The organism is Streptomyces sp. SM18 (assembly GCF_002910775.2).
Classification (GTDB): domain Bacteria; phylum Actinomycetota; class Actinomycetes; order Streptomycetales; family Streptomycetaceae; genus Streptomyces; species Streptomyces halstedii.
The window spans coordinates 4,999,245-5,024,746 of sequence record NZ_CP029342.1 but is presented as its reverse complement, the minus strand read 5'-3'; the positions used below and the strand labels follow the sequence as shown (position 1 = coordinate 5,024,746).

The window sequence follows — 25,502 nt, the reverse complement described above, 5'->3', positions numbered from 1 at the left end:
CGGGCGCCGGCTCTCAGTAGCGCGGCGCGTTCCTGGACCGCTGCACCTTCGTGGTGCGGCGGTCCTTCGCGTTCCAGCAGGCCTTGTGCCAGTGCCTGCGGTCGTCGACGCCCCCGTACTCCGGCCAGGCGACCAGGTGCGGGATCCCGGAAGGGATCTCCTGGTCGCAGCCGGGGCAGCGGTAGCGCTTGCCCACCGCGCTCGCCCCGCTCACCGGCCGCACCGACCACTCCTCGCCCTGCCAGCTCTCGCTGAGCCCGCCCCCGCCGTACCGCTCGGCCGCCTCGTGTGCGTTGCCGTTGGGACTCTCGCCGCCTCGGGGGCGGTTGCGGCGCGGGGACACGGAACACCTCACAGGGTGGTACGGGCAGGTCCGTCAAGCCTAGAGCCATCCACGCCGTCTTCCGGTGCGTCTGTGACTCCAGACCACGCCAGTGACGTGTGGGTTACCGGAAAATCGCAACAACTTCGCGGTGGACCGTGCCTTTGGCACGTGTCAGACGTTGTTGCCGGTAGGGGGGAGCCGCGTCGGCCGCAAGGAGGTAACAGGCGATGCGCGTGGGAACGTTCGTACTGGCAGCACAGTTTCCCGGCCAGGGACAGGGCGAGGCCCTGCACCGGGCCGTCCGGTCCGCGGAGGTGGCGGAGGAGTCCGGTCTCGACTCGGTCTGGCTGGCCGAGCACCACTTCGTGCCGTACGGGGTGTGCCCGTCCGCGGTGACCCTGGCCGGGCTGCTGCTCGGCCGCACCCGCAGAATCCGGGTGGGCACGGCGGTGAGCGTGCTGCCCACCCAGCATCCGGTCACCCTCGGGGAGCAGGCGGCCCTGCTGCACCTGACCAGCGGCGGGCGCTTCACCCTCGGGGTAGGGCGCGGTGGGCCCTGGGTGGACCTGGAGGTGTTCCAGTGCGGCCTCGACGCGTACGAGAAGGGGTTCCCGGAGTCGCTGGAGCTGCTGCTGGACTGGCTGCGCCACCCCCGGGTCGCCGGGCGCGGGGAGCGGTTCGGCTTCCGCGAGGTGGCGGTGGTCCCCCGGGCCGACGAGCTCCTCGGCGACGGTCCGCCGGGCCCCGAGGTGGTCGTCGCCTGCACCTCGCCAAAAAGCGTGAAACTCGCCGCTGAAAAGGGTTTGCCGATGCTCCTCGGAATGCACTGCGCCGACGAGGAGAAGGCCGACATGGCGGCTCTGTGGCGGTCGGCGGCCCGTGAGGCGGGCCAGCCGGCGGACGTCGTGGAAGGCGTCGCACATGTGTCCGCGGGGGTGGCCCAGGTGGCCGACCGTGCCGAGGACGCCGTGGAGACCCTGGTGAAGGCCATGCCGGGCTGGCTGCGGCAGGGCCTGGACGCGCATGTCACGGTCGACGGCCGGCACCGGGTGATGCGCGACCCGGTCGCGTACACGGAGTATCTGTGCAGTTTGCATCCGGTGGGCCCGCCCCGGCTCGCCGCCGACCGGCTCGCGGCCACGGCGGAGCGGACGGGCATCACCCGCTTCGCGCTCCTGGTGGAGGGTTCGGGCGACCTCGCCGCGACGGAGGAGAACGTGCGGCGGCTGGGCGCGGACGTGCTTCCCCTGCTGAGCTGATCCGTCCGCGCGGTGTGTCGGCCCTGGTGATCGTGTGCGTCGCCCTGGTGGTGCGGTGGTACGGGAGCTGCCGCCCCGGAGCCAGTTGCACCTCCCGCGGCCCGAAGCGGCAGCAGAGGTGTTCAGCAGTCCCGTAGTTCGGGCGACTGGTTGAGCAACTGGCCCCTCACCGAGGTGAATTTGGCGAGCCGATCGTCGACCGAGGCGTCCAGCGGGAACACCGCGACGCGGTGGCAGTTCTGGAATGCCAGGCGCACTCCGAAGTGCCGCTGCAGGGCACCGCGTATGGCATCACTCGCGAGCGCACGCAGCAGCTGGCCACGTGCCTGCTCGTCCGGCGGCGGCGTCTGGTTGTCGGCGAACTCTCCGCCGTCCACCTTCAGCTGGGCCACCAGCGAGCTGATCATCTCCCACGCAAAGGGCAGGGAGGTCCGGACGCAGTCGACGAAGTCGGCTTCGTCGACCTCGCCTCGCTCGGCCTGTTCCAAGAGGGCCGGTGAGACGTCGAGCGACATGGGTTCTCCTCTCGCGACCCCGACGGACGGCCGGGGCCTTACGGGCAGGGCAGAAGGGCGGCGACGCTGCGTACACAGGCGGCGACCTCCTGCTTCCACGGTAAGCGCGCAGTCCGGGCCGCACCAGGAGATTGGGAACACAACCGGCCAATAACGAACGGTCGCAAAAAGGGGCAAGCCAGAGCGGCGGCCGTCAAGAGGTGTACGGGACGGGAGGTGCGGAAATCGCGTGGACCGCCGGTTGTCGAGTAGCGTTGCCGACCATGCGTCTCGTCATCGCCCGTTGCTCCGTCGACTACGCGGGCCGGCTCACTGCCCATCTGCCCTCCGCGCCCCGCCTGATCCTGGTGAAGGCGGACGGCAGCGTCTCCATCCACGCCGACGACCGGGCGTACAAACCGCTCAACTGGATGTCGCCGCCGTGCACCCTGAAGGAGGGCTCCGACGCCGGCGAAGGCATCTGGACCGTGGTGAACAAGGCGGGCGAAAAACTGATCATCACCATGGAGGAAGTCCTTCATGACTCGTCCCATGAGCTGGGCGTGGACCCGGGGCTCATCAAGGACGGGGTGGAGGCGCACCTCCAGGAACTGCTGGCCGACCGCATCGAGACGATCGGCGAGGGCTACACCCTGATCCGCCGCGAGTACCCCACGGCGATCGGTCCGGTGGACATCCTGTGCCGGGACGCGGACGGTGCGACGGTGGCCGTCGAGCTGAAGCGGCGCGGCGACATCGACGGGGTGGAGCAGCTGACCCGCTATCTGGAGCTGCTGAACCGCGATCCCCATCTGGCGCCGGTGCGGGGCGTGTTCGCGGCCCAGGAGATCAAGCCGCAGGCCCGTGTGCTGGCGACGGACCGCGGGATCGGGTGCCTGGTCCTGGACTACGACGCGATGCGCGGCATCGAGGACGACAAGCTGCGGCTGTTCTGACGTCCGGGGCGGGCTTCCCCGGTCGATTCCGGCCGGGGTGGGCTTCCCCGGTCGATTCCGGCCGGGGTGGGCTTCCCCGGTTCATTCCGGCCGGGGTGCTTTTCCGGTCCATTCCGGCCGGAGTGCTTTTCCGGTCCATTCCGGCCGGAGTGGGCTCCCCGGCCCCCCGCGTCCACGACGGGCCTCCCCGGGCCCTGCGCGTATGCCCCTGCCCGATCCCCAGGCGGGGCGGTACGCCGCCGGAAGCGGGCGGGCGGGCAACCCCGCTGACGCGGGCCCGGGGTACGGCCCTGGCGGGGGCCACAGGCCCTCGTGCGGGCAGGAGCCCCCTCGTACGAGCCCGTCCACGCGCCCGCGCTGCCGGACAGTCTCCTCGGACGAGCCCGCACACGCGCCCGCGCGGCCCGGCCGGTGTTCCGGCCGGGCCGCCCGGGGTTCAGGCGAGGGTGGTGCCGGACGTCTCGTCCGGCGCGGGGACGTCGTCCGGCGCGGACGCCGTCGCGGACTCCGCCGGGCCGCTCGCCGAGTTCGAGGACTCCGGTTCACTCGGCGGATCCGAGGGAGTCGGCTCCGTCGTGTCCGGCGGGGTCGGCTCCGTGGGCTCGGTCGGCGTGGTGGCGGTCGGCGTGGTGGTCGGTGACTTCGTGGGCTTCCCGGTCGAGGACGGCTCGCCCGATGTCGAAGGGCTGCCGGGGCCCTCGCTCGTCGGGTCGTCCGTCGACGGGCTCGACCCCGGCTCCGACGCGCTCGGCGACGGGGTCCCGCTCTCGGACGGGCTCGCGCTGTCCGAGGGGCCCGGGGAGGACGCCCCGGACCGGGACGTGGCGTCCTTCGACGACGACTCGTCCTCGGGCTCGTCCGCGGAGAGGCCCCGCTCGCTGTCGTCCTCGCCCGCCGACTGCTCGGTCGTGACGTTCTGGCCCTCCGGGTCCTCGTTGTCCGAGGTCGCCCCGAGCGTCACCACCGTGCCCAGCACCGCGGCGAGCAGCGCGCCCGCGCCGACCGCGACCAGGTTGCGCCGAGCGCTCCCGAGCACCCCGAGCCGGGCCGGTGGCGTGGCCTTGGCCGGTGCCGGAGGGATCCGGGGCGCGATCAGTGTCGGCGGCTCCTCCGCCTGCCGTGCGAACACGGGCCCCGCGACCGGGGTCCCCGGCACGCCGGACGGCGAGAGCGACTCCTCGTGGCGGGCGCCCGGTACCTCTTCACCGGCCGGGGTGCGGCCGCCCGGCGCCGCGAGTCCACCGGAACGGTCCGCGACCAGGGCCAGCGCCCTGCGTCCCGCCACCGCCCCGGGCTTGTCGGCGAGCGCGCCGCGCATGCCGACGGACGCCTCCAGCTCGGCCCGGGCCCGGTCGAGGTTCCCGGTACACAGCGCGAGGACGCCCAACTCGTGGTGGAAGTAGGCCTCCTCCGCGACCTCACCGGCGATCCGGGCCGCCTCCAGGCCTGCCCTGAGCGCCTTCTCCCAGGCCCCCCACCGCATCCCCGCCGCGAAGGCCGGGGCGGCGCTGCGGGCCAGCAGCACGGCCGCGCTGGCCGCCCCCGCGTGGTCGGCCGGCACCAGCGGCACCAGCGAGGCGAGGACGGCGTCCGCCTCGGCGGCGGCACGCTCGGGGCTGACGGACGGGTGCCCCGTCCACCAGGCGTAGTGCTGGGCGGCGTTACGGGCGAAGGTGTCCGCCTCCTCGGCGTATCCGCTCGCCTCCAGCTGGGCCAGGACACCGGCCGCCAGCCGGTAGCGGGGGCCCGCCGGGGAGAGCAGGCCGCAGACGAACAGCTCCCCCAGGGCCGCGTCGGCGTGGGTGTCCCCGACCAGGGCCGGCAGATGGGCCTGGTGCGGCACCTCGCCGCCGAGCGCGACGGCGAACCGCAGGGTGTCACGGGCCGCCTCGCTCATCCGCGAGCCGAGCAGCGCCGCCGGGGCCGCGCCCTCGCCGAGACTCGGCAGGGGGACGTCCGCCGGCACGGGCCGGCCGAAGGGCCGGTCGTCCGGGTCGCCGTCGTCGTAACCGTCGAAGGCCTCGGGGTCGGTGCGCAGCCGGTCCCGCTGGCGCAGCAGCGCACCGGCCTGCACGAAACGCAGCGGCAGCCCTTCGGACTCGAACCAGAGATCGCCCGCCCAGTTGGCCTCCTCGTCGGTGAGGGGGCGTTCCACGACGTGTTCCAGCAGTTCGATCGAGGAACCGCGGCCGAGACCGGCGAGGAAGACCTCCTCCACGTTCGAGTCGGCGGTGGGCGCGGCCACGTCGGGGGTCGCGCCGAGCAGGAAGGCGCATTCGGGCGTGACGTCGAGCAGTTCCTCCAGCGCGGCGCCGCCCAGTTCCAGGTCGTCCACGACGACGACGGCACCGATGCCCCGGACGAGCGTCTCCAACTCCGCGCGCCCGGGGCGGTGAAGCGGGGAGCGGTGGACGGCCTCGAAGAGTTCGTACATCAGCTCCACGGCGGTGCGCCGGAGGCCGGAGAGCCGTACGACGCCGTCGGGGGCCAGGTCCGCGCAGTCGGCGGCGACGGCGTTCAGCAGGGCGGTGCGGCCGGAACCGGCGGGTCCGGTGAGCCGCACGGAGCGGCCGCGCGCCAGCAGCCGGACGAGCCGCTCGCGCTCCTCCTGGCGTTCCAGCAGGGGCAGGAGAGGGCCGGGAGGCCCTGGCGGGGCCGGCGGAGCGGTGGCGCGCTCGCGCTCGGCCCGCTCCGCGGCGGTGCGCCGCACGGGCGCCGCGGGCCGCTCTCCGGGCGGGCAGAGTTCGATCTCGCTGCCGTCGACCGGGTTGACGGTGAGCAGGAAGTCACCGGTGATCAGCCGTGCCGTACGGGACTGCTGCGGTGTCTGGAGCCCGAAGTCGGGCGTCAGCGGGTCCCGGGACTGCCGGCCCCGCGCGGCGTCATCGGCGGCGCGGCCGTGACCGTATTCGTCGGGTACCCGGTTGGTCGGGTCCATCGTCAAAGTCCCCCAGACGCGTGGCGTGGTTGCCCCTCCGGCCGCGCACGCTCCCTGTCGCTTCCGGTCCGGTGTCCGCCGAGTGGGGTTCGTCGGTGGCAGACGGCCGAACCCTAAACCTTCGCACAGTGTCCCCGCACCGGCGGGGGGCCGCGCCGTCCAGGACGTCATGGTCTCGTGAGGATTGTGCGGGTGGTCACCCCGTGCCCGGTGTCCGCCTACACGCGCGGCAGGGATTCCGCGGCGATTCCGCCCTCGATGGCCAGGATGCGGTGCAACCGGGTCGCCACCAGGAGGCGTTGCATCTGGGGCGGCACCCCGCGCAGCACCAGCCGCCGTCCGGCCCGGCCCGCCCTGCGGTGCGCGCCCATGATGACGCCGAGTCCGGTGGCGTCCCAGGAGTCCAGCTCGGTCAGGTCCAGCACCAGGTCACCGGCTCCGTCGTCGACGGCCGAGTGCAGGACCGTACGGGCGTCCGCCGCGCTTCGGACGTCGAGGCGGCCCCCGACGACCAGCTCGGCGTGGTCGCCCCTGATGTGCATATGCGCTCCCCTGAAAGTACTCCGCAGCGAGGTCCGTCTGTCCGTTGTCCACTGTCTCTTGCCACCACTGACGGCCATGGCGACAGGGAAGTTGCCGTCTGTAAGCGAACCGATACCGAATTCACCCTGAGGGGTGACAGGGGTTCGCCTGTACCACTGGATCCTGGTACCGCGAGGGCACCGGAACCCGGGTCCCCGTACGTGACTGACGGCGTATCAGGTGAACGGGGACCCGGAGACGATCAATAGGTGTAGAAGCCCTGCCCGCTCTTGCGGCCGATGTCACCCGCGTCGACCATCCGGCGCATCAGCTCGGGAGCGGCGAACTTCTCGTCCTGCGACTCGGTGTAGATGTTGCCCGTGGCGTGCAGCAGGATGTCCACGCCGGTCAGGTCCGCCGTCGCGAGGGGACCCATCGCGTGCCCGAAGCCCAGCTTGCAGGCGGTGTCGATGTCCTCGGCCGTGGCGACGCCCGACTCGTAGAGCTTGGCGGCCTCGACGACGAGGGCGGAGATCAGCCGGGTGGTGACGAAGCCCGCGACGTCGCGGTTGACGACGATACAGGTCTTGCCCACCGATTCCGCGAACTCCCGTGCGGTGGCGAGCGTTTCGTCACTGGTCTTGTAGCCGCGCACCAGCTCGACCAGCCGCATCATCGGCACCGGCGAGAAGAAGTGCACCCCGACGACGCGTTCCGGGTGCTCCGTCGCGGACGCGATCTTGGTGATCGGGATGGCGGAGGTGTTGGAGGCGAGGACGGCGTCCGGGCGGACGATGGTGTCGAGCGCGCGGAAGATCTCGTGCTTGACCTCCAGCTTCTCGAACACGGCCTCCACGACGACATCGGCGTCGGCCACGGCGTCGAGGTCGGTGGTCGTGGTGATCCGGCCCAGCGCGGCCTCGGCGTCGGCGGCCTCCAGCTTGCCCTTGGCGACGAACTTGCCGTAGCTGGCCTCGACGGCGCCCCGTCCACGGGCCAGGGCCTCGTCGGTGACATCGCGCAGGACGACGTCCCAGCCGGCCTGGGCGGAGACCTGCGCGATCCCGGACCCCATGAGTCCGGCGCCGATGACGGCGAGCTTCCTTGCCACGTTGGCACCCCTATGCATTCTCATCGGTCGGTTCCCGCACTTGCTCTCCGGCGGAGGTTAGTACCCGTGAGGCGCCCTGGGGTGGTGAAGAGATGCGCGTCACGTCTCACATGACGGACATCACACCGTCGGCGCTCACGGGTCGGAGCGCCGCCCGTAGTTGAGCACCTTCTCGCCGAGGAGGTCCTCCATGTCGTCGAGGAGGCCGAGGGCCTCCCTGGACACCTCGGCGGGCACCCGACCCGCGACCATCTCGCGGCCGATGTACCCCATGAGCGTGCTGTGCACCCAGGAGAGCTGACCGGCCACCAGGGCCGCGGCCTGGTCGCCCTCGTCGGCACCGGACTCCTCCCGGAGCGTCACCTCCAGGTGGGAGAGGGCCTCCTGCTGGATGTGCCAGAGTCGGGCCTTGAGGCCGTCGGCGCCCTCGATGACCCGCATGAACCGGTCGTAACCCTCCATCAGGCCGACGGTGGGCGAGACGCTCTCCACCTGGAGGCGCAGCTCCCGCAGGACGGCCTCGGCGGCGGACTCCTCGTCGTCGCGGGCGCGGACGTAGCGGGACAGCCGGTCGACGACGCCCCGGCTGCGGTCCAGGAAGAGGTCCTCCTTGGTGGGGAAGTAGTTGTAGACGGTGTTCACCGAGACGTCGGCGGCGCGTGCGATCTCGGCGATCGTGACCGCGTCGAAGCCGCGCTCCAGGAAGAGCCCGGTGGCCACGTCCGAGAGGTGCTGTCTGGTCTGCCGCTTCTTCCGCTCCCTGAGCCCCTCTGCCATGAACCCATCCTAGACGGTCGTGGGGTCCGTCAAACTTTGGGGGCATTGCAATTTTGCGTGGTGTCTGTTTTTGTGGTCACTATGCCAATCATCAGTACGTCCGGGCTCTCCCGGACCTTCATGACCAAGGCGGGACCGGTCGAGGCCGTGCGGTCGATCGACCTGACGGTCCGGGCCGGCGAGATCATCGGTCTCCTCGGCCCCAACGGCGCGGGCAAGACCACCACCCTGCGCATGCTCACCACGCTGCTCGCGCCCACCGGCGGCGCGGCCACCGTCGCCGGCCGCGACCCGGCCCGGGACCCGGCCGGGGTGCGCGCGAAGTGCGGCTACATCGCCCAGTCCGGCGGCGTGGACCCCCACGTCACCGTGCGGGAGGAGCTGGTCACCCAGGGGCGGCTGTACCGGCTGAGCAAGGCCGGCGCCCTCGCGCGGACCGCCGAACTGGCGCGCTCCCTGGGCCTGGAGGACCTGCTCGACCGGAAGACCTCGGCGCTCTCCGGCGGGCAGCGCCGGCGCCTCGACCTCGCGATGGGCCTCACCCACCGCCCCGAGGTGCTCTTCCTCGACGAGCCGACCACCGGCCTCGACCCCGGCAGCCGCACCGCCCTGTGGGAGCTGGTGCGCCGCCTGCGCGACGACTTCGGAACCACCGTCGTGCTGACCACCCACTACCTCGACGAGGCGGACGCGCTCGCGGACCGGGTGGTCGTGGTCGACGGCGGCAGGGTCGCCGCCGAGGGAACACCGGCCGCCCTGAAGACCACCTACGCCGGCTCCCCCGATGCCTCACTCCAGGACGCCTTCCTCGCCGTCACCGGGCGCGCCCCCGCGTCCGAAGCCGCCCCCGTCGCCGCATAGGACTCGCCATGCTGCTCCACGACACCTCACTGATCTTCGGCCGGTACGTCCGGCAGACCCTGCGCTCGCGGTTCCAGATCCTCTTCGGCATCCTGATGCCGCTGCTCTACCTGCTCTTCTTCGGGCCGCTGCTCACCGGTCTGCCCCTCGGCTCCGAGGCCGGCTCCTGGCAGGTCCTCGTGCCCGGACTGCTGCTCCAACTGGCGCTGTTCGGAGCCTCGTTCACCGGCTTCGCGATCATCATCGAACAGTCGACCGGCGTGGTGGAACGCATGCGGGTGACCCCCGTCAGCCGCCTCGCCCTGCTGCTCGGCCGGGTCCTGCGGGACGCCCTGCTGTTCATGTTCCAGGCGGTCCTGCTGGTCGGCGCCGCCCTGGTCATGGGGTTGCGCGCGCCGCTGCCCGGGGTGCTGATCGGCTTCGGTTTCGTCGGCCTGCTGACCGTCTCGCTGGCCTCACTGTCGTACGCGCTGGCCATGAGGGTGCGGACCCCGCAGGAGTTCGGGCCGGTGATCAACTCGCTGACCATGCCCGCCATGCTGCTCTCCGGCCTGATGCTGCCGATGACCCTGGGCCCGCGCTGGCTGGACGTCCTGTCGCACCTCACGCCGTTCCGTTACCTGGTGGACGCGGTACGGGACGCGTACACCGGCTCGTACGCGACCGCGCACATGCTCTACGGCGTGCTGGTCGCGGTCGGCCTCGCCCTGGTCGCGGTGACGGTCGGCACACGTGTCTTCCGGAGCGCCGGGGCCTGAGGCGTCATTAGGGTGGGCCCATGGTCAATCTGACGCGCATCTACACCCGTACCGGCGACCAGGGCACCACCGCCCTCGGCGACATGAGCCGCACCGCCAAGACCGACCTGCGGATCGCGGCGTACGCCGACGCCAACGAGGCGAACGCCGTCATCGGCACGGCGATCGCACTCGGCGGTCTGGCCGAGGACGTCGTCAAGGTCCTCGTGCGGGTCCAGAACGACCTCTTCGACGTGGGCGCGGACCTGAGCACGCCGGTGGTCCCGGACCCGAAGTACCCGCCGCTGCGGGTCGAGCAGTCCTACGTCGACAAGCTGGAGGCCGACTGCGACACCTTCCTGGAGGAGCTGGAGAAGCTCCGCAGCTTCATCCTCCCGGGCGGCACGCCGGGTGCGGCGCTGCTGCACCAGGCCTGCACGGTCGTCCGCCGGGCGGAGCGGTCCACCTGGGCGGCGCTGGAGGTGCACGGCGAGGTGATGAACGCGCTGACGGCGACGTATCTCAACCGCCTCTCCGACCTCCTGTTCATCCTCGCCAGGGTGGCGAACAAGGAGGTCGGCGACGTGCTGTGGGTGCCGGGCGGCGAGCGCTGATCAGCGGACCTCCGGACGTCCTGGGCCCCGCTCGCCCGCCCGCTCGGGGCCCGGCTCTGGTGCCCGTTCGGGTCGCCCTCCGGGTTCCGGCTCGGGCCTCCGTTCGGGTTCCGGCCGGGGCCCCCGCTTCGGGAAGAGGGTGTAGCTCGCGGCGATGACCAGGTTGATCCCGGTCAGCCAGAGCATCCTCTGCTGCCACATCCGCAGGGACCCGGTGCCGCCGTCCGGTCCGACGTACCAGACCGCCGCCTGGAGGAGGACCAGGGCGATCGCCGAGGCCAGGATCCAGCGGGCCGCGACCCGCCACTCGTGGACGGCCCGCGCCCTCCCGTACCTCGGGGGCCGCACCGGGGGCGGTCCGCCCGCGAAGCGGTGCGCGATCCTGGCGTCCACCCAGGCGATGGTGGAGGGGCCGAGCCCCACGGTGAAGCCGATGTAGACGGCGGCCAGACCGTGCTTCCAGTCGGGCTGGGCACCGTTCTTCAGATCGACGGCGGTCACCACCAGCAGGACCACCTCCAGCAGCGGCTCGCACAGCAGCACGGCGGCCCCCGCGCGGGGCTTCCGCGCCACGTACCGCAGCCCGAGTCCCACGGCCAGCAGCACCCAGAAGCCGACCTCGCAGAGCACGATCAGCGTGACGATCACGGCACTCCTCCCTCCGGTCCCCTCCAGGCTTCCGGCTGCGGCGCCCCGGGGCGTCGTCGCCGGTGACGAATCGCGACTGCATCCTTCGATGTACTCGCTCCTCCCCCGGCGTACCGACGTGGCGCGGGCCGGTGCCGTGTTGGATGGAGCGGTGTCCACCTCTTCACGACCGCACCGCCAGGACGTACTGATCGGGGCCGTCGGGCTGGCGGGCGGGCTGCTGCTCTGGGCCGCCGGTCTGCACACGCAGGCCGGCCGGGTCTTCGGCGCCCCGTGGGCGGCGCTGGTCCCACTGGTGGTGACGGCCGCCCTGGAGCCGCTCCGCCGGACCCGGCCGCAGACCGCGGTGGCCGTCGGCACGCTCGCGCTGGTCGCGGACCAGTTCACGACGGGCAGCCTGGTCACGATCCTGATGTACACCGACCTCATGTACGCGGCCGTGGTCTACGGGACCCCGGCCGCCGCCCGGCGCGTCCCGGTGGTGACGTTCCTGGTCACCGTGGCGGTCACCATCGGGTTCTTCGCCTGGTTCCGCCGGCCCGAGGCGCTGCTGTTCGGTGTGGTGACCGGGCTGGTCACCTTCGGCCCGGCCCTCACGGGCGTCAGTGTGCGCAACCACCGGGAGGCGGCCCAGGCGGCCCGTCTGCGGGCCGAACAGACGGCCCTGCTCGCCGAGATGGACCGGGTCCAGGCGGTGACGGCCGAACGGTCCAGGATGGCGCGGGAGCTGCACGACATGGTGGCCAACCACCTCTCCGCGATCGCCATCCACTCCACCGCGGCCCTCTCCATCGACGACCCGGCGACCTCCCGCGACGCCCTGGGTGTGATCCGGCACAACAGCGTCGAGGGGCTCGCCGAGATGCGGCGGCTGATCGGGCTGCTCCGGGACAACGGCGGCGAGGAGGGGCCGAGCGCGGCGCCCACGCTCGCCTCGCTGGACGCCCTGGTCGAGCAGGCGCGGGCGAACGCCGCGTCCAGCGGACTGACCGTCACCCTGGACGACGCCCGGAGGGTGGCCGAACGGCTCCCGGCCCCGGTCGAACTGGCCGCCTACCGCATCGTCCAGGAATCCCTGACGAACGCTCTGAAACACGCGGCCCCGGGCCCGGTGACGGTCCGCCTGCACCACGCGGGTGGCTCACTGACCGTGGAGGTGAGCAGCGTGATCGGCACCCGGCCGGGGCCGCGCGCGCCCGGTTCGGGGGCCGGTCTGGTGGGGATGGCGGAGCGGGTGGCGCTCCTCGGCGGCACGATCGGCACGGGCCCGGTGGGCGGCGGGCCCGACGGCGAGGAGATCTGGCGGGTACGGGCGGAGCTGCCCGTGGACGAAGGGACGCGGGGATGACGATCCGGGTACTGGTCGCCGAGGACCAGTCGGCGGTGCGCGCGGGGCTGGTGCTCATTCTGGGCAGCGCCCCGGACATCGAGGTGGTGGGCGAGGCGGCGGACGGTGAGGCCGCCGTGCGGCTGGCCCGTGAACTGCGTCCGGACGTGGTGCTGATGGATGTGCAGATGCCCCGGCTGGACGGGGTGGCGGCGACGCGGCAGGTGGTGGCCGAACGGCTCGCGGACGTCCTGGTGCTGACGACGTTCGACCTGGACGCGTACGTCTTCGGGGCGCTGCGGGCGGGCGCGGCGGGGTTCCTGCTGAAGAACACCGACGCCCACGATCTGCTGGCCGCCGTACGCACCGTGGCGGGCGGCGAGGGCGTGATCGCCCCGGCGGTGACCCGCCGGCTGATCGCCGAATTCGCGGGTGCGACCGCCTCGCGCCGGGACGTCGGACCCGGTCCGGCGGTGCTGAACGCGTTGACCCGGCGGGAACGCGAGGTCCTGGGGTGCCTGGGGCAGGGGTTGTCGAACGCGGAGATCGCCGGGCGCCTCTCGATGGCCGAGGCGACGGTGAAGACGCACGTCAGCAGGGTCCTGGGGAAGCTGGAGCTGCGCAGCCGAGTGCAAGCCGCCGTCCTCGCACAGGAGTTGGGCATCTGACCGCGAACAGGGAACTTTGGTCTGGACCTCTTGACGATTGGTCCAGACCTTCCTAATCTCACCGAGCACGCTGCGGTGAGTACGCCATGACAAAGCGTGCTCAGGGCGACGCAGGGTTTGCAGTCCACGGACCACCCCCGTTTGTCGGACCTCACCCGAGGAGCACCGTTGAGCACAGAGATCCCCCGCAGAAGACCCCGCCTGAGATGGAGACTCGCCCCGGCCCGGGTCACCCGGGCCAAGGCGGTCGCGGGCTTCACCGCACTGCTGCTGCCGCTCGCCGCCATGGTCGGCCTGGCGTCCCCGGCCCAGGCCGCCACCTCGGCGACCGCCACCTACCTGAAGAAGTCCGACTGGGGCAGCGGCTTCGAAGGCCAGTGGACGGTCAAGAACACGGGCACCACCGCCCTCTCCTCCTGGACGATCGAGTGGGACTTCCCCTCCGGCACCGCGGTCGGCTCCGCCTGGGACGCCGCCGTGACCAGCTCCGGAACCCACTGGACCGCCAAGAACCTCAGCTGGAACGGCACGGTCGCCCCGGGCGCCAGCATCAGCTTCGGCTTCAACGGCACCGGCTCCGGCTCCCCCGCCGGCTGCAAGCTGAACGGCGCCTCCTGTGACGGCGGCAGCGTCCCCGGCGACAACGCCCCGTCGAAGCCCGGCACCCCCACCGCGAGCGACATCACCGACACCTCGGTGAAGCTCAGCTGGACCGCGGCCACCGACGACAAGGGCATCAAGAACTACGACGTCCTGCGCGACGGCGCCAAGGTCGCGACGGTCACCACGACGACCTACACCGACACCGGCCTCACCAAGGCCACGGACTACTCCTACACCGTGCAGGCACGTGACACCGCCGACCAGACCGGTCCGGTCAGCGGCGCGGTGGCCGTGCGCACCACGGGCAAGGACGACAACCCGGGCCCCGGCACCGGGAGCAAGGTCAACCTCGGCTACTTCACCAACTGGGGCGTCTACGGGCGCAACTACCACGTCAAGAACCTGGTGACGTCGGACTCGGCCCAGAAGATCACGCACATCAACTACGCCTTCGGCAACGTCCAGGGCGGCAAGTGCACCATCGGCGACAGCTACGCCGACTACGACAAGGCCTACACCGCCGACCAGTCGGTCGACGGCGTCGCCGACACCTGGGACCAGCCGCTGCGCGGTAACTTCAACCAGCTGCGCAAGCTGAAGGCGAAGTACCCCCACATCAAGGTCATCTGGTCGTTCGGCGGCTGGACCTGGTCCGGTGGCTTCGGTGCCGCGGCGCAGAACCCGGCCGCGTTCGCCCAGTCCTGCTACGACCTGGTCGAGGACCCCCGTTGGGCCGATGTCTTCGACGGCATCGACATCGACTGGGAGTACCCCAACGCCTGCGGTCTGACCTGTGACACCAGCGGCCCGGCCGCGCTGAAAACCCTCTCCTCGGCGCTGCGGACCAAGTTCGGCTCGAACAACCTGGTCACCGCCGCGATCACGGCCGACGGCTCGGACGGCGGCAAGATCGACCTCGCGGACTACGCGGGCGCCGCGCAGTACTTCGACTGGTACAACGTGATGACGTACGACTTCTTCGGTGCCTGGGAGGCCAAGGGTCCGACGGCCCCGCACTCCCCGCTCACCTCGTACGACGGCATCCCGCAGGACGGCTTCAACTCCGCCGCCGCCATCGCCAAGCTGAAGGCCAAGGGCGTCCCCGCCTCCAAGCTGCTGCTCGGCATCGGCTTCTACGGCCGCGGCTGGACCGGTGTCACCCAGGCGGCTCCGGGCGGCACGGCCACCGGTGCGGCCCCGGGCACGTACGAGGCGGGCATCGAGGACTACAAGGTCCTCAAGAACAGCTGCCCGGTCACCGGCACCGTCGCCGGCACCGCGTACGCCCACTGCGGCACCAACTGGTGGAGCTACGACACCCCGTCGACCATCAACTCCAAGATGACCTGGGCGAAGAACCAGGGTCTGGGTGGTGCGTTCTTCTGGGAGTTCAGCGGTGACACCGCCAACGGCGAGCTCGTGAGCGCCATGGCCGGCGGCCTCAGCTAGTACCCCGAGGCAGCCACACCCCCCACCCCGAAAACCGCCGGGGAGACAGGACCGCCCCCTGTCTCCCCGGTCTTCGTGTGTGCGGGGTCCGTGCGTACGGGGGCTGCGGGTGTACGGGCCGCTTACCCGAAGGGGCTACGGGTGCGCGGGGCGGCTCTCCGGACTCGGTCCGGGGGTATCCCCCACCAGCGGGAGCCCCTTACTCAGGCCACGTTCACCCGCTGGCCGGGAGGCGCCGCTTCCAGCCAGGCCAGGAAGCCGGTCAGGGCGTCCTCGCTCATCGCCAGCTCCAGGCGCATCCCCCGGTGGAGACAGCCGAGCACGACGGAGTCGGACAGGAGCGCCAGCTCCTCCTCGCCCTCCGGCAGCCGACGGGCGACCACCTCGATGGACGAGCGCTCCAGACCGCGGCGCGGGCGGGGCGAGTACGAGAACACCCGGAACCAGTCCACGCGGTCACCGCTGTAGCGCGCGACCCCGTACACCCAGCCCTTGCCGGACGGGTCGGGTTCCTGGGAGATGTCCCAGCGCAGACTGCAGTCGAACGTTCCGCCTGACCGCTGGATCAGCCGTCTGCGCAGACCGAAGACGAACAGACCCACGGCCACCAGTACGACGACCAGGCCGCCCACCCACAACGCGAGGACCATTCCCACCGACCTCCTCGCATCGTCGAGTAACGGATACCGTACCGAGCCGAACCGTCCTGCACCTGCATCGCCTCAGCCGCGGCACGGTCTGGAGGAGTCCAGCTCGGCCGCGGCTGAGTCAAAAAATCACTTCGTGGGGACGCTCAGGGCGCCGCCACCGCACGCAGTCGCACCTCGGCGCGCCGCTCGGCGGAACCGTCCGTGTCCGACTTCGCACGCTCCAGCGCGCGCTCGGCGCGCTGGACGTCGATCTCGTCCGCCAGCTCGGCGATCTCCGCCAGCAGCGAGAGCTTGTTGTCCGCGAACGAGATGAACCCGCCGTGCACGGCGGCGACGACAGTGCCGCCGTCGCTCGTACGGATCGTCACCGGGCCCGACTCCAGCACACCCAGAAGCGGCTGGTGACCGGGCATGACGCCGATGTCGCCGGACGTGGTACGTGCGACAACGAGGGTGGCCTCGCCGGACCAGACATTACGGTCCGCGGCGACCAGCTCGACATGCAGCTCAGCAGCCAAGGGTGGCTCCTCGGGTCACCACCCGGCGGTCATGCCGGGTGTTGGGTCAATTCTACGGGGCGTGGTGAGGGGGGCGGGACACACCCACCCCCCTCGGTGAGCCGGAGGCTCAGGAGACGCCGAGCTCCTTGGCCTTGGACTTGAGGTCGTCCAGGCCACCGCACATGAAGAACGCCTGCTCGGGGAAGTGGTCGTACTCCCCGTCACAGATCGCGTTGAACGCGGCGATCGACTCGTCGAGCGGGACGTCCGAACCGTCCAGGCCGGTGAACTGCTTGGCGGCGTGAGTGTTCTGCGAGAGGAAGCGCTCGACGCGACGGGCGCGCGAGACCACGAGCTTGTCCTCTTCGCCCAGCTCGTCGATGCCGAGGATCGCGATGATGTCCTGGAGGTCCTTGTACTTCTGGAGGATCCCCTTGACACGGCTGGCCGCGTCGTAGTGGTCCTGCGAGATGTAACGCGGGTCCAGGATGCGGGACGTGGAGTCCAGCGGGTCCACGGCCGGGTAGATGCCCTTCTCGGAGATCGGACGGGAGAGAACCGTCGTCGCGTCGAGGTGGGCGAACGTGGTGGCCGGGGCCGGGTCGGTCAGGTCGTCCGCGGGGACGTAGATCGCCTGCATCGAGGTGATCGAGTGACCACGCGTCGAGGTGATGCGCTCCTGGAGCACACCCATCTCGTCGGCCAGGGTCGGCTGGTAACCCACCGCGGACGGCATACGGCCGAGCAGCGTGGAGACCTCGGAACCGGCCTGCGTGAAGCGGAAGATGTTGTCGATGAAGAGCAGCACGTCCTGCTTCTGCACATCGCGGAAGTACTCCGCCATGGTCAGGGCGGACAGGGCCACGCGCAGACGCGTCCCCGGCGGCTCGTCCATCTGGCCGAAGACCAGCGCGGTCTTGTCCAGGACGCCCGACTCGGTCATCTCGTCGATGAGGTCGTTGCCCTCACGGGTGCGCTCACCGACGCCGGCGAACACCGACACACCGTCGTGCAGCTTCGCCACACGCATGATCATTTCCTGGATGAGGACCGTCTTGCCGACGCCCGCACCACCGAACAGACCGATCTTGCCGCCCTTGACGTACGGGGTCAGCAGGTCGACGACCTTCAGGCCGGTCTCGAACATCTCGGTCTTCGACTCGAGCTGGTCGAAGGCCGGGGCCTTGCGGTGGATCGGCCAGCGCTCGGTGACCTGGGACTCGGCCTCCGGCTCGTTCAGGATCTGACCGAGGGTGTTGAACACCTTGCCCTTGGTCACGTCACCGACCGGGACGGTGATGCCCTTGCCCGTGTCGGTCACCGGGGCCTGGCGGACCAGACCGTCGGTGGGCTGCATCGAGATCGCGCGGACCACACCGTCACCCAGGTGCTGGGCGACCTCAAGGGTCAGCGTCTTACGAGCGCCGGCCTCGGCCGGGTCGTCGACGTCGACGTGCAGGGCGTTGTAGATCTCCGGCATCGCGTCGACGGGGAACTCCACGTCGACGACCGGGCCGATGACCCGGGCGACGCGGCCCGTGGCAGCGGCCGTCTCAACTGTCGTCGTCATTACTTGTCACTCCCCGCGGACGCGTCGGCCAGAGCACTAGCACCGCCGACGATCTCGCTGATTTCCTGGGTGATTTCGGCCTGGCGGGCCGCGTTGGCAAGCCGGGAGAGGCTCTTGATGAGGTCTCCGGCGTTGTCGGTCGCCGACTTCATCGCACGGCGTCGGGCGGCGTGCTCGGAAGCGGCCGCCTGGAGCAGTGCGTTGTAGATACGGCTCTCGACGTAGCGCGGCAGAAGAGCGTCGAGGACGTCCTCGGCCGACGGCTCGAAGTCGAACAGCGGAAGGATCTCGCTCTTCCTCGTGCTGCTCTCCTCCGCGATCGCGTCGAGCGACAGCGGCAGCATCCGGTCGTCGATCGCGTTCTGCGTCATCATCGACACGAACTCCGTGAAGACGATGTGCAGCTCGTCGACGCCGCCCTCGGCCGTGTCCTTCTCGATGGCCTCGATGAGGGGCCCGGCGATCTTCTTGGCGTCCGAGTACTCGGGGCTGTCGGTGAAGCCGGTCCACGACTCGGTGACCTTGCGCTCGCGGAAGCCGTAGTACGCGACACCCTTACGGCCGACGATGTACGTGTCGACCTCCTTGCCCTCGGCCGCCAGCCGCTCCCGCAGCCGCTCCGCCGCCTTGATGGCGTTGGAGGAGTAGCCGCCGGCCAGACCGCGGTCGCTCGTGAGGAGCAGGACCGCCGCCCGGACCGGGGACTCGGCCTCGGTGGTGAGCGGATGGTTGGTGGACGAGCCGGTCGCCACCGCGGTCACCGCACGGGTGAGCTCGGTCGCGTACGGCATCGACGCCGCCACCTTGCGCTGCGCCTTGACGATGCGCGAGGCGGCGATCATCTCCATCGCCTTGGTGATCTTCTTGGTCGCGGTGACGGCTTGGATGCGGCGCTTGTAAACGCGAAGCTGAGCGCCCATCGATCAGCCCTCGCCCAGGAGCTTGCCGTCCGAGGTCTCGAACTGCTGCTTGAAGGCGGCGATCGCGTCGGCGATCGACTGCAGCGTGTCGTCGGACATCTTGCCGCCCTCGGCGATGCTGGTCAGGAGGTCCTTGCGCTCGCGTCGCAGGTACTCCAGCAGCTCACCCTCGAAGCGGCGGATGTCCTCGACCGGGACGTCGTCCATCTTGCCGGTGGTGCCGGCGTAGACGGAGACGACCTGCTCCTCGACGGGGAACGGCGCGTACTGGGCCTGCTTCAGCAGCTCGACCATGCGCTTACCGCGCTCCAGCGACGCCTTGGAGGCCGCGTCCAGGTCGGAACCGAAGGCGGCGAACGCCTCCAGCTCGCGGTACTGGGCGAGGTCCACACGGAGGCGGCCGGACACCTGGCGCATGGCCTTGTGCTGGGCGGAGCCACCGACGCGGGAGACCGAGATACCGACGTTGAGCGCCGGACGCTGACCCGCGTTGAACAGGTCGGACTCCAGGAAGCACTGGCCGTCGGTGATGGAGATGACGTTGGTCGGGATGAACGCCGACACGTCGTTCGCCTTGGTCTCGACGATCGGGAGGCCCGTCATCGAACCGGCGCCCAGGTCGTCGGAGAGCTTGGCGCAGCGCTCCAGCAGACGCGAGTGCAGGTAGAAGACGTCGCCCGGGTAGGCCTCGCGGCCCGGCGGACGGCGCAGCAGCAGGGACACGGCGCGGTAGGCGTCGGCCTGCTTCGAGAGGTCGTCGAAGATGATCAGGACGTGCTTGCCGGCGTACATCCAGTGCTGGCCGATGGCCGAACCGGTGTACGGCGCCAGGTACTTGAAGCCGGCCGGGTCGGACGCCGGGGCGGCGACGATGGTCGTGTACTCCAGGGCGCCGGCCTCTTCGAGGGCACCGCGCACGGAGGCGATGGTGGAGCCCTTCTGACCGATGGCGACGTAGATGCAGCGCACCTGCTTGTTCACGTCGCCCGAGCGCCAGTTGTCGCGCTGGTTGATGATCGTGTCGACGGCCAGGGCGGTCTTGCCGGTCTGGCGGTCACCGATGATCAGCTGACGCTGGCCGCGGCCGATCGGCACCATGGCGTCGACGGCCTTGTAGCCGGTCTGCATCGGCTCGTGGACCGACTTGCGGACCATGACGCCGGGGGCCTGCAGTTCGAGGGCGCGACGGCTTTCGGTCGCGATCTCGCCGAGACCGTCGATCGGGTTGCCGAGCGGGTCGACGACGCGGCCGAGGTAGCCCTCGCCGACGCCGACGGAGAGCACCTCGCCGGTGCGCTGCACCGACTGGCCCTCCTCGATTCCGCTGAACTCGCCGAGGACGATCGCACCGATCTCGCGCTCTTCGAGGTTGAGGGCGAGACCGAGGGTTCCGTCCTCGAACTTCAGCAGTTCGTTCGCCTGGGCCGAGGGAAGGCCCTCGACCTTCGCGATGCCGTCACCGGCAACGCTGACCGTACCGACCTCCTCGCGCGAGGCCGCGTCCGGCTGGTACGACTGGACAAAGTTCTCCAGTGCGTCCCGGATCTCCTCCGGCCGGATCGTGAGCTCCGCCATCTGGGTTCCCTGCTCTCCTTGTTGGGCCCGAAGTTTCTCAAAGGGGTCTGGGGGCGACCCCCAGGAATCTTCTGCAATTTCTGCACGGCCCAACCGGGCCGCTGTTCTTGCTCGTTCAGGTTGGTGCGGTACGTGCGGCGCTGTCAGCCGGCCATCCTGCGGGTCGCCTCTTCGAGACGTTCCGCAATCGTGCCGTTGATGACCTCGTCACCGACGCTCACCGAGATCCCACCGAGGACCGCGGGGTCCACGTCCAGGTTCAGGTGCATCGTGCGGCCGTAGATCTTCGCCAGGGCGGCGCCGAGGCGCTGCTTCTGCCGATCGGACAGCGGCACCGCCGAGGTCACGACGGCGACCGCGCGGTCCCGGCGCGCCGCGGCGAGCTTGGACAGGGACTCGAGTCCTTCTTCCAGGCTACGTCCACGGGGCTGCGTCACCAGACGCGTCACGACGCGCTCGGTGGCCGACTGGGCCTTACCGCCGAGCAGGCCGCGCAGCAGCCCGCTCTTGGCGGAGGCCGGGGCCGTCCGGTCGGTCAGGGCGGCGCGCAGTGCCTTGTCGGAACCCACGATCCGGCCGAACCGGAAGAGCTCGTCCTCCACGTCGTCGAGCACACCGGCGCGCTGGGCTGCGGCGAGGTCGGCGGTGTCCGCCAGCTCCTCGGCCGAGTCCACCAGATCACGCGACCGCGACCAGCGGGAGCGGACCATGCCGGAGACCAGGTCCACGGCTTCGCCGCCCACCTGGCCGCTCAGCAGGCGCCCGGCGAGCTCGGCCTTGGCCTCACCGCCCTGCGACGGGTCGGTCAGGACCCGGCGCAGCGACACCTCGCGGTGGAGCAGCGCGGTGACGGCCGCCAGGTCCTCGGCGAGCTTCGCCGCGTCGACCGACGTGGAGTCGGTCAGCGCGTCGAGACGCTCGCGTGCGGACGCCAGTGCCTCGCGGCTCGCTCCGTTCATCGGACGGCCTCGGCCTTCGCCTCGAGCTCGTCGAGGAACCGGTCGACCGTGCCGCTCTGCCGGGCGTGGTCCTCCAGGGACTCGCCGACGAGCTTGCCGGCCAGGGCGGTGGCGAGCGCGCCCACGTCCTGGCGCAGCGCTGAGGCAGCGGCCTTGCGGTCGGCCTCGATCTGGGCGTGGCCGGCGGCGATGATCTCCTCGCGCTGCCGCTGACCCTCAGCCCGCATCTCCGCGATGATCAGGGAGCCCTGCTCGGTGGCCTCCTGGCGGAGACGCGCCGCCTCGTGCCGGGCCTCGGCGAGCTGAGCCTTGTACTGCTCAAGAACGCTCTGGGCCTCGGTCTGGGCCGCATCGGCCTTCTCGATACCGCCCTCGATGGCCTCGCGGCGCTCCTCCAGGGTCTTGTTGACCGCCGGAAGGAGCTTCTTCCAGAAAACGAAGAAGACGATGCCGAAACAGATCAAGCCGATGACGACTTCAGGCCAGACCGGGAGCAGAGGCATCTGCGGTTCCTCGGCTGCCAGGTACATCATGGTGGACCTTTCGTCGAATAGGGCTACGGCCACAACGTCACTTGACGATGAACGGGACGACGAAGCCGATCAGGGCCAGGGCCTCAACGACGGCGAACCCGAGCAGCATGTTCTGGCGAATGAGGCCGGCAGCCTCGGGCTGGCGGGCAATGGCCTGCACACCGTTACCGAAGATGATGCCGATGCCGATGCCGGGGCCGATCGCGGCGAGGCCGTAGCCAATGGTGCCGACGTTGCCGTTCACGGCCGCGAGGGTCTCGAAAGCAGCAGACATGTCCGTGGTTCCTTCTCTTTGTGGGACCGGTGGAAAGTGTCTTCGCACCGGGCGTCTGTGGGTGAGGGCGGGAGCCGGGGCCGGCTAACCCTCAGTGGGCTTCTTCGACTGCCTGGGAAAGGTACGTGGCGGTCAGCACCGTGAACACATAGGCCTGGAGAGCCTGGATAAACATCTCGAACACTGTGAGAATCAGCGTCATGATGAACGATCCGGCGGCGTAGACCGAACCCAGGAAGGTGCCGAGCATGTACCAGCTGGCGATCGTGAAGATCAGGATCAGGATGTGGCCCGCGAACATGTTCGCGAAGAGTCGCACCGTCAGCGTGAACGGCCGCACGATGACGTTGGAGACGAACTCCAGCGGCGTCAGCAGCACGTAGATCGGCTTCGGCAGACCGCTCGGGACGCAGAGGTTGCGGATGCCCCCGACGAATCCGTTCGACCGGAACGTCACGGTCATATAGGTCACCCAGACCACCAGGGCCAGGCCAGCGGGGTAGGCGATGATCGAGCTGACCGGGAACTGGGCGAGCGGGATGACGGCCCAGAGGTTCAGGATCCAGACGAAGAAGAACAGGGAGACCAGCAGCGGGACGAACTGGTCGCCCTTCTTGCCGATGACCTCACGGGCAATACCACGGCGCACGAAGTCGTACAGCACCTCGGCCACCATCTGGAGCTTGCCGGGGACGACCTTGGACTTCGCGAACGCGGCCCAGAAAAAGACCAGGATCGCGAACGTGCCGATGATCGCGAGCAGCATGGGCTTGTTGAACTCGACAGGCCCGATGGTGAAGATCGGCTCGAAGAGGAACGACCACACACTGGGAGCATGGAAGCCGCAGTCCTTGAACAGGTGGCAGTTCGTCTCGAAAGCGAGCGTCTGGGCGTCAGTCACCAAGAGCTCCTTCTGCATGGCGCATGGATGCGGCTACCTCGTTGTGTCGGAGCGGCGGGTGGCCGCAGGTCGGCACCGGACTGGTTCTTACGGTGAGGAGGCAGCGGCCGGGCCCGAAGCCTCGCGATGATTCAGGCGACAGCTCTGGATTCCGCGCCCGCAGTACCGCAACCGAGACCGGACGATAGCAGCACATCGAACGCGGCTTTATCCCGGCCCTACTGGTCACGCCCGGCCCCCGCCCCGCCGTCGCGGCGGCCACTTACGTCGGCCGCAGGGTCGACGTAAGGAGTCTTGCTCCGAGCGTGCCGCACGGTCTGCGCGGTGATCCAGGCGATCACGGCGGCGACCAGGGAGAGAGCGAAGACCTGAAGGTCGAAGAGAGAGGTGTTCCTGATGCTCAGGATGAAGATCAACAGGAGCACGAGCTGGGCCGAGTAAATCATCAGCCCCATGCCCTGGAACAGTTGCGGCATAGCCCTGGCGACCCACTGGAGAGCCAGCATGCCGAGCGCCATGAAGACGATGACGACCACACAGCCCACCGCAGCGCCGATGGCCCCGTCGCCACCTGCGAGCAGGCCGCCGACGAGCATGGCGACAGCTCCCACGGCAGCAGTGGGGGCGGCGATGCGCAGTAGTTCGCGCATGTCGGACTGCATTGGGCGGCAGCTCCACTTGGCTTGGAGAGAAATGGGCGTCGCAATGGACGAGCGTAGGCCCGGTCCGCGAGGCGGAAATCCGAACCGGTGGTCCGACAGATGGCCCCGTCGGCTTCGTCACCAGGTCTCGTGAACGGTATCACAAACTATTTGGCGAGGTCTTTACCCATAAAGTGTGTTAGCCGTCACACGGGCGGTCTAAGGCGCGCGTCCGTACGGTGACGAACGTGCGGGATGCTGGTACAGCACCGGGACATCCGAGACATCAGGGTGCTGAATCTGCTGAGCGCTGCGTGGAAGAACCCGAACGAGCACCGATCGCGGTCGCTCCGTTGACTCCGGACACGCCGATGGCCACCGGCGCGCGCTCCGGTGCCTGGGAAACCGCCAGGGAGCCCATCTCGGCCTTTCCCAAAGGCTGTTGGTCCTCCGCCCCCGCCTCGCGCTCCGCCACGGCCCGACGGCGGCGCCGGTAGCGCGGCGGCACGAAGGCCTCCGCCCAGCGGGGAGCCCGGGGCGTGAAGCGCGGCATGAGCAGCAGGACCAGCCCCACCGCGCTGAGTCCGACGATCACCAGCACGATCCACAGCGAGGTCGAGTGGACCGAGTAGCCCACGGCCCCGAACGCGATGAGCGCGGACCAGAAGTACATGATCAGCACGGACCTGCTGTGCGAGTGCCCGATCTCCAGCAGCCGGTGGTGCAGGTGACCCCGGTCGGCGGCGAACGGCGACTGGCCGTTCCAGGTGCGCCGCACGATGGCCAGCACCAGGTCCGCCGCGGGGATCGCGATGATGGTCAGCGGCAGCAGCAGCGGGATGAAGACGGGCAGCATCGCGTGGGTCGCCGCGCGCTCACCGCCCACGAAGAGGTTCATCAGGTCCGGGTCGACCTGGCCGGTGACGGAGATCGCTCCCGCCGCCAGCACCAGACCGATCAGCATGGACCCCGAGTCGCCCATGAAGATCCGGGCGGGGTGCAGGTTGTGCGGCAGGAAGCCGAGGCACATGCCCATGAGGACCGCGGCGAAGAGGGTGGCGGGGGCCGCGGCCTCGATGCCGTAGCCGTACCAGAGCCGGTAGGTGTACAGGAAGAACGCGGCGGCGGCGATGCAGACCATGCCGGACGCGAGCCCGTCCAGGCCGTCAACGAAGTTGACCGCGTTGATGGTGATCACCACCAGCGCCACCGTGAGCAGCGTGCCCTGCCACTGGGTGAGGGCGACCGTGCCGACGCCCGGGATGGGCAGCCACAGGATCGTCAGGCCCTGGATGACCATGACCGCGGCGGCGATCATCTGGCCGCCGAGCTTGATCAGGGCGTCCAGCTCGAACTTGTCGTCCAGGACGCCGATCAGCCAGATCAGCGCGGCACCGGAGAGCAGGGCCCGCGGCTCGCTGGAGAGTTCGAAGACGCTGTTCAGGTTGTACAGGTGGTCCGCGACGATCAGCCCCGCGCACAGTCCGCCGAACATCGCGATGCCACCGAGCCGAGGTGTCGGTTCCCGGTGTACGTCACGCGCGCGGATCGCGGGCATCGCCCCGATCGCGATGGCGAACTTCCGCACCGGTCCGGTCAGCAGATAGGTCACCGCAGCCGTGACACAGAGCGTCAGCAGGTAATCACGCACGGGCTGCCCCACAGAATTCGCCGGCCATCTCAGCCTCAC

26 protein-coding genes are annotated in these 25,502 nt (G+C 70.2%); 8 read left to right on the top strand and 18 right to left on the bottom strand.

What is annotated here, in order from left to right; genetic code table 11:
• Nucleotides 1-13: 13 nt before the first annotated feature.
• Nucleotides 14-343 carry an ATP/GTP-binding protein gene (locus tag B9S64_RS22845; protein ID WP_103489260.1) on the bottom strand — a complete coding sequence of 110 codons (330 nt, stop codon included), beginning with the start codon at nt 341-343 and terminating at the stop codon, nt 14-16.
• Between the two features lie 209 nt (nt 344-552).
• On the opposite strand from B9S64_RS22845, the gene B9S64_RS22840 reads away from it, so the two are divergent.
• A complete protein-coding gene (locus tag B9S64_RS22840; protein WP_103489259.1) occupies nt 553-1,584 on the top strand; it encodes an LLM class flavin-dependent oxidoreductase in 1,032 nt (343 codons plus the stop codon).
• A gap of 122 nt (nt 1,585-1,706) precedes the next feature.
• On the opposite strand, the gene B9S64_RS22835 is transcribed toward B9S64_RS22840, so the two are convergent.
• Complete coding sequence (locus B9S64_RS22835; protein WP_006127608.1) at nt 1,707-2,099, bottom strand: SCO5389 family protein; 393 nt, start codon at nt 2,097-2,099, stop codon at nt 1,707-1,709.
• A 263-nt stretch (nt 2,100-2,362) separates the two neighbouring features.
• Here B9S64_RS22835 and nucS point away from each other — a divergent pair, with 263 nt between their 5' ends.
• The gene (gene nucS / locus B9S64_RS22830) at nt 2,363-3,034 is read left to right on the top strand and encodes an endonuclease NucS (protein WP_103489278.1); all 672 of its coding nucleotides are present in this window, start codon (nt 2,363-2,365) and stop codon (nt 3,032-3,034) included.
• Nucleotides 3,035-3,470: 436 nt separating this feature from the next.
• Here the strand turns inward: nucS and B9S64_RS22825 are convergent, their stop codons facing one another.
• The 4 genes from B9S64_RS22825 to B9S64_RS22810 all read right to left on the bottom strand — a co-directional run bounded on the left by B9S64_RS22825 (nt 3,471) and on the right by B9S64_RS22810 (nt 8,382).
• Complete coding sequence (locus B9S64_RS22825; RefSeq protein WP_103505227.1) at nt 3,471-5,972, bottom strand: AAA family ATPase; 2,502 nt, start codon at nt 5,970-5,972, stop codon at nt 3,471-3,473.
• Between the two features lie 218 nt (nt 5,973-6,190).
• Nucleotides 6,191-6,514, bottom strand: a complete 324-nt coding sequence (locus B9S64_RS22820) for an STAS domain-containing protein (protein ID WP_028438726.1) — start codon at nt 6,512-6,514, stop codon at nt 6,191-6,193.
• Between the two features lie 242 nt (nt 6,515-6,756).
• On the bottom strand, nt 6,757-7,605 hold the full coding sequence (locus B9S64_RS22815) for a 3-hydroxyacyl-CoA dehydrogenase family protein (RefSeq protein ID WP_028438727.1): 849 nt from the start codon (nt 7,603-7,605) through the stop codon (nt 6,757-6,759).
• Between the two features lie 135 nt (nt 7,606-7,740).
• Nucleotides 7,741-8,382 (bottom strand): TetR/AcrR family transcriptional regulator, encoded by a 642-nt coding sequence (locus B9S64_RS22810; RefSeq protein ID WP_103492300.1) that lies wholly within the window; start codon nt 8,380-8,382, stop codon nt 7,741-7,743.
• An 81-nt stretch (nt 8,383-8,463) separates the two neighbouring features.
• Here B9S64_RS22810 and B9S64_RS22805 point away from each other — a divergent pair, with 81 nt between their 5' ends.
• The 3 genes from B9S64_RS22805 to B9S64_RS22795 are packed head-to-tail and all read left to right on the top strand — an operon-like array spanning nt 8,464 to nt 10,594.
• Nucleotides 8,464-9,243: an ABC transporter ATP-binding protein gene (locus B9S64_RS22805; RefSeq protein ID WP_103492301.1), complete on the top strand. Its 780-nt coding sequence runs from the start codon at nt 8,464-8,466 to the stop codon at nt 9,241-9,243.
• Nucleotides 9,244-9,251: 8 nt separating this feature from the next.
• A complete protein-coding gene (locus tag B9S64_RS22800) occupies nt 9,252-10,001 on the top strand; it encodes an ABC transporter permease (RefSeq protein WP_103492302.1) in 750 nt (249 codons plus the stop codon).
• Nucleotides 10,002-10,021: 20 nt separating this feature from the next.
• Nucleotides 10,022-10,594: a cob(I)yrinic acid a,c-diamide adenosyltransferase gene (locus B9S64_RS22795; protein ID WP_103492303.1), complete on the top strand. Its 573-nt coding sequence runs from the start codon at nt 10,022-10,024 to the stop codon at nt 10,592-10,594.
• Here B9S64_RS22795 and B9S64_RS22790 read toward each other — a convergent pair whose 3' ends face one another.
• Nucleotides 10,595-11,242 (bottom strand): hypothetical protein, encoded by a 648-nt coding sequence (locus B9S64_RS22790; protein ID WP_258037936.1) that lies wholly within the window; start codon nt 11,240-11,242, stop codon nt 10,595-10,597.
• Between the two features lie 151 nt (nt 11,243-11,393).
• On the opposite strand from B9S64_RS22790, the gene B9S64_RS22785 reads away from it, so the two are divergent.
• The 3 genes from B9S64_RS22785 (at nt 11,394) to B9S64_RS22775 (ending at nt 15,289) form a co-directional block, all read left to right on the top strand.
• Nucleotides 11,394-12,590 (top strand): sensor histidine kinase, encoded by a 1,197-nt coding sequence (locus tag B9S64_RS22785; RefSeq protein WP_258037937.1) that lies wholly within the window; start codon nt 11,394-11,396, stop codon nt 12,588-12,590.
• Nucleotides 12,587-13,237, top strand: coding sequence for a response regulator transcription factor (locus B9S64_RS22780; RefSeq protein ID WP_103492305.1), 651 nt, complete (start codon nt 12,587-12,589; stop codon nt 13,235-13,237). The genes B9S64_RS22785 and B9S64_RS22780 overlap by 4 nt, the downstream gene beginning before the upstream one ends.
• A 168-nt stretch (nt 13,238-13,405) precedes the next feature.
• Entirely contained in the window at nt 13,406-15,289 is a 1,884-nt protein-coding gene (locus B9S64_RS22775) for a glycoside hydrolase family 18 chitinase (RefSeq protein WP_103492306.1), read from the top strand.
• Between the two features lie 203 nt (nt 15,290-15,492).
• Here B9S64_RS22775 and B9S64_RS22770 read toward each other — a convergent pair whose 3' ends face one another.
• From B9S64_RS22770 to B9S64_RS22720, 11 genes are all read right to left on the bottom strand, one after another.
• Complete coding sequence (locus B9S64_RS22770; RefSeq protein ID WP_028438735.1) at nt 15,493-15,939, bottom strand: DUF2550 domain-containing protein; 447 nt, start codon at nt 15,937-15,939, stop codon at nt 15,493-15,495.
• A gap of 143 nt (nt 15,940-16,082) precedes the next feature.
• The gene (locus B9S64_RS22765) at nt 16,083-16,457 is read right to left on the bottom strand and encodes a F0F1 ATP synthase subunit epsilon (RefSeq protein WP_103492307.1); all 375 of its coding nucleotides are present in this window, start codon (nt 16,455-16,457) and stop codon (nt 16,083-16,085) included.
• A gap of 109 nt (nt 16,458-16,566) precedes the next feature.
• Complete coding sequence (gene atpD / locus B9S64_RS22760; protein WP_028438737.1) at nt 16,567-18,009, bottom strand: F0F1 ATP synthase subunit beta; 1,443 nt, start codon at nt 18,007-18,009, stop codon at nt 16,567-16,569.
• Nucleotides 18,009-18,929 carry a F0F1 ATP synthase subunit gamma gene (locus B9S64_RS22755; protein ID WP_103492308.1) on the bottom strand — a complete coding sequence of 307 codons (921 nt, stop codon included), beginning with the start codon at nt 18,927-18,929 and terminating at the stop codon, nt 18,009-18,011. The genes atpD and B9S64_RS22755 overlap by 1 nt, the downstream gene beginning before the upstream one ends.
• A gap of 3 nt (nt 18,930-18,932) precedes the next feature.
• Nucleotides 18,933-20,504 (bottom strand): F0F1 ATP synthase subunit alpha, encoded by a 1,572-nt coding sequence (gene atpA / locus B9S64_RS22750; RefSeq protein ID WP_028438739.1) that lies wholly within the window; start codon nt 20,502-20,504, stop codon nt 18,933-18,935.
• Between the two features lie 143 nt (nt 20,505-20,647).
• Nucleotides 20,648-21,463 carry a F0F1 ATP synthase subunit delta gene (locus tag B9S64_RS22745; RefSeq protein WP_037879454.1) on the bottom strand — a complete coding sequence of 272 codons (816 nt, stop codon included), beginning with the start codon at nt 21,461-21,463 and terminating at the stop codon, nt 20,648-20,650.
• Nucleotides 21,460-21,996 (bottom strand): F0F1 ATP synthase subunit B, encoded by a 537-nt coding sequence (locus tag B9S64_RS22740; protein WP_037879450.1) that lies wholly within the window; start codon nt 21,994-21,996, stop codon nt 21,460-21,462. The genes B9S64_RS22745 and B9S64_RS22740 overlap by 4 nt, the downstream gene beginning before the upstream one ends.
• A gap of 37 nt (nt 21,997-22,033) precedes the next feature.
• Nucleotides 22,034-22,270, bottom strand: a complete 237-nt coding sequence (gene atpE, locus B9S64_RS22735; RefSeq protein WP_003966254.1) for an ATP synthase F0 subunit C — start codon at nt 22,268-22,270, stop codon at nt 22,034-22,036.
• A 91-nt stretch (nt 22,271-22,361) separates the two neighbouring features.
• Nucleotides 22,362-23,189: a F0F1 ATP synthase subunit A gene (gene atpB, locus B9S64_RS22730; RefSeq protein WP_037879448.1), complete on the bottom strand. Its 828-nt coding sequence runs from the start codon at nt 23,187-23,189 to the stop codon at nt 22,362-22,364.
• A gap of 200 nt (nt 23,190-23,389) precedes the next feature.
• Nucleotides 23,390-23,833, bottom strand: coding sequence for a hypothetical protein (locus tag B9S64_RS22725; RefSeq protein WP_103492309.1), 444 nt, complete (start codon nt 23,831-23,833; stop codon nt 23,390-23,392).
• Nucleotides 23,834-24,098: 265 nt separating this feature from the next.
• Nucleotides 24,099-25,475, bottom strand: coding sequence for an MraY family glycosyltransferase (locus B9S64_RS22720; protein ID WP_181012356.1), 1,377 nt, complete (start codon nt 25,473-25,475; stop codon nt 24,099-24,101).
• Between the last annotated feature and the right edge of the window lie 27 nt (nt 25,476-25,502).